Here is a 3,857-nt window from a genome sequence, read left to right as displayed (position 1 = left end):
CTCGGAAGCATGGTGAGAACCCGGTCCGCCATTGTGGTCGTCGGTACGACGACCACGTCCGCACGACGGGCGAACAGCCGCACGAGACGTGCTGTCCGGGCCACGCCGTCGGGCAGGCCGCCGGGTAGCCGTCGGGCCTCCTCCGCCGGCAGGAAGTGCAGCACGTTGCGCAGCAGGACCCATCGTTCGCCGCGGGTCGCGAGGAAGCCGACGTTGTTGAGGGCGATCGCGCGCGCGTACCGCCCAGGCCGCTCCCGGCGGGCGAGCCAGCCCGGTTCGATCCGGTGATCTCGGCCGACCAGGTGGACCTGCAGGCCCGGCCGAAGGCTCAGGTAACCGTCCAGTTCGGTCAGGAACCGCAACGCCCCGCCCATCCGAGCACCGGCACAGTCGACCAGGGTCGGGCGGGTGCTGGACATCGGCCTCACGCCGAGACACCCCGCGGTGCGGGGTCGTCGACGAAACCGGGCTCGGATGACGGGCGGCTGCCGGGTACCGGCACCGGGCGACCGTCGGGCTCGGCGGGCCTGCGGATGGCCCGGGTCGTCGATCGGGTCCGGCGGGCGTAGAGGTAGCCCGACGCCGCGTCGCCCAGATGGGCAGTCGGCACCAGGTCGTTACCGAGCAGAGTGACCTCGAAGCCGTGCCGGACCAGCAGGTCGTCGAGCGTACGGGGATCGCCGAACCCGGTGTGCACCTCCATCACGATCCGACCAACCGCGTCCAGCCATCCGGGCTCGTCGAACAGGGCGAACTCGGAGCCTTCGATGTCCAGCTTGACGAGGTCGACCTGGTCGACCCCGCCGGCCTCGAACACCTCTGCCATGGTGAGGACGTCGACGTCTCCGTCCCAGTGCGTCGCGTTCCGGCGGGCCCGCGGATCGGCGAACACGCCGGCGGTCGGACCGACCATGGCGTGGAGCAGTTGGATGTGGTTCGACACACCGTTGCCGGCGGCATGGTTGACGAAGGCGGGGGCGAACCCGCGCTGCGCCTCGACGGCAATCACATCGGCGCCCGCTCGCGCCGCGAGCACCGAGAACAGGCCCTGGTTCGCGCCGAGGTCGACGACGACCTCGCCGGCCGCCGGCGCGTACCCGGGGAGGGCGTGGTAGACGCCGCGGCAGTACATCTCGCGCGCGCCGCCGAACGCGGTGCCGGGCAACATGACCGTCACCCCGGGCAGCGGTCGGTAGGTGTGGCCGCCGGCGGCCATTGCCCGGTCAGCGGCATTCAGGTTGCCCGCCCGGCGGATGGTCGGAGCATGCCGGGCCACGGCGGCACCAAAGCGCAGCGCCGTCGGGGGACCAGCCACCCTGGCGATCCGTTGGAGGTCCTGGAACAGTTGGGTGGCCTGGTCGATCCGGAACATCCGGGTCTCCGTTCGGTCGGGAGAGCGGCTGGGGGTCACCCGATCGGGTGATGAGGCGGCCTGCGCCGCGATGCCGGCCGCGAATGGCCGCGGACGATGGTCCAGGTCGCGGCGGGCCGCGTCGATCGAGAACGCCTTGTCCTCGGTGAGCCGGGCGATCTGTTCGGCCTTCAACCTTGGCGAGGACACCCGCCGTTCGTAGGCGCGGGTCACGGCGATGACGGGGCGGACCGGCACGGGCACGCAGATCACCCGTCGGCCGACGGTGGCGCCGGCCGTGGTCACGACCTGCCGGAACGTCAATGCCTCCGGCCCGGCGACGTCATAGGCGCGTCCGATCGCCGCCGCGGTCGTCGCTGCGCGCAGCACGGTGCGGGCCAGGTCCTCGACGTGCACCGGCTGCTGCAGATGATGCCCCCCGCCGGGGACCGGCAGCACCGGAACGCGCCGGAGCAGCGCCAGCAGCCGGGCCATGTTCCGGTCGTCGGGACCCCCGTAGATCATCGTCGGCCGGATGATCGTCCAGTCCAGCCCGCTCGCCGCGATGGTCCCCTCGGCCGCTACCCGGATCCGCTTCGAGGGTGGATCGAGCGTAGTGAAGATCCCGGTGGTGGAAAGGAAGACGGCCCGGTGAATGCCGGCCGCACGGGCGGCGGTCACGATCGTTTCCGCATGGCCGAACCCGAGTGAGGCGATGTTGACCAGCGCCTCGCAGTTCGCCTCGCGGAATGCCGGGAGCAGCGTCGCCGGATCGTCGAGGTCACCGCGCACAGTCCCCGCGCCGCGTCGGCGCAGCTTTGTCGCCGCCGCGTCGCTGCGCGCCAGCCCGACGACCCGGTGTCCGTCCGCGAGCGCCCGGTCGACCACCCGGCTTCCGAGGAAACCGGTGCCACCGGTGACGAGGAACCTCATGCGACCACGTCCGGTGCAGGTGCAGGTACCTGCACCGGTACCGGTGGGGAAAGGGTCGTCGGTGGGGGCGGCGCCGGGAACGGTGCGTTGCCGAACAGTAGCGTCTGGTACCGGCGGGCCAGGTCGTCGCGATCGTAGTGGGCCTCGACGTGGGCCCGCCCGCTGCGGGCCATCCGCGCCCGGCGGTCCGGGTCCGCCGCCAGGGCCAGGATCGCCTCCGCCAGCGCGGCCGGGTCCTCGGGGGGCACGACCATCTGCCCGGCGGCAAGGAGGATCCGGGCTGCCTCGCCGCGGACCGCCCCGATCACCGGGCGGCCCGCGGCGAGGAACTCGAACATCTTCGACGGGATGAACGTGTCGAACATCGGCACGTCCCGCAGCGGGACGACGCAGATGTCGGCGGCCGCGACGACGGCGGGCACCTCCTCGCGGGCAACCCCGTCGCGCAGCACCGTGTTGGCCAGTCCCAGGCGCTCGACGTGCCCGACGAGCCTGCGTTTCTCGGCCCCCTCACCGACGAAGGCGAACCGGATCGGCCGGCCGGTCACCCGGGCGGCCGCGCCGGCGATCGAGGTCAGCCCGTGCGAGATGCCGTGGGCGCCGAGGTAGAGCACGAGGGTGTCGCCGTCGGTGGCGCTCAGCCGGGCCCGGATGTCGGCCGAGGCCACGGTCGTCGGGTGGAACCGGCGGAGGTCCACGCCGTTGGGAATCACGTGCACCTTGTGCGGCGCGATGCCTCGCCGCACGATGTCTTCCCGGAACCCCTCCGTCACCGTGACAACGGCGTCGGCGGCCCGGTAGGCGGCGAGTTCGAGGCGTTCGAGAATGCCGAGGACCCGCCGGTCGGTGAGGACGCCGAGGTGCTCGAAGATGGCCGGCCACAGGTCGCGGACCTCCACGACCAGCCGGGCGCCTCGCAGCCTGGCGAGCAGCCAGGCCGAGCCGAGGGGAAAGAAGGTCGGCGAGGACACCACCACCACGTCGGCCGGGCCGGCGGGCCGGCCGCCGAGCAGGACGCTGGTGACCATGAACGACAGATGGCCGAGGGTCTTGCGGGTGATCCCCTCGTTGGGAGTGGCATAGAGCCAGGTGCGCACGACGCGGTACCCGTCGACCCGCTCGGTCCGCAGCCAGGCGCCGCGATAGGCGGCAGGGATCTTGCCCGCCGGGTGGTTCGGCATGCCGGTGAGTACGGTGACGTCGAGCCCGTTCGTCGCCCACGCGCGTGCCGTCTCCGACAACCGGGACTGGGGAGCTCCGGTCTCCGGGGGGAAGTAGTGCGTCACCAGCAGGACGCGCGACCGGGCAGGAGAGGGGACCACCGACCTCGACCTCCAGTCGCCCTTGACATCCTTCACCATGAGTAATGCATTGTATGCTGTGAGTGACTAAACGTGGGCGATGTCGTACCGCGTGTGTCGCGCTTCGTATCGACCTCGTTGTCATCCGTCGTCGTCGGCCGCCTGGCGGTCGCGGGGGGGGGGGGGGGGTACGAGCCGATCAGTGGCTTCGACCGGCATCCCCCAGTGGCCGGGTCCCGTCGGTCCGGTCTGTCCTTTCCGGGTTCCCCACC

General features: G+C 71.9%; 2 protein-coding genes and 1 pseudogene. All 3 read right to left on the bottom strand.

The genetic code is table 11. The features are described 5' to 3' along the window. Positions 1-419, bottom strand: a pseudogene (locus tag AC08OQ_RS00340) (glycosyltransferase); the annotation flags it as partial. A gap of 5 nt (positions 420-424) precedes the next feature. Continuing rightward, positions 425-2,284, bottom strand: a complete 1,860-nt coding sequence (locus AC08OQ_RS00335; protein ID WP_476601270.1) for an FkbM family methyltransferase — start codon at positions 2,282-2,284, stop codon at positions 425-427. Then, positions 2,281-3,645, bottom strand: a complete 1,365-nt coding sequence (locus AC08OQ_RS00330) for a glycosyltransferase family 4 protein (protein WP_476604102.1) — start codon at positions 3,643-3,645, stop codon at positions 2,281-2,283. Before AC08OQ_RS00330 ends, AC08OQ_RS00335 begins: the two co-directional genes overlap by 4 nt. Positions 3,646-3,857: the final 212 nt, after the last annotated feature.

This window comes from Frankia sp. CcCS3, assembly GCF_977927575.1.
The sequence above is the reverse complement of the archived record's forward strand: the minus strand, read 5'-3'. Positions and strand labels throughout refer to the sequence as shown.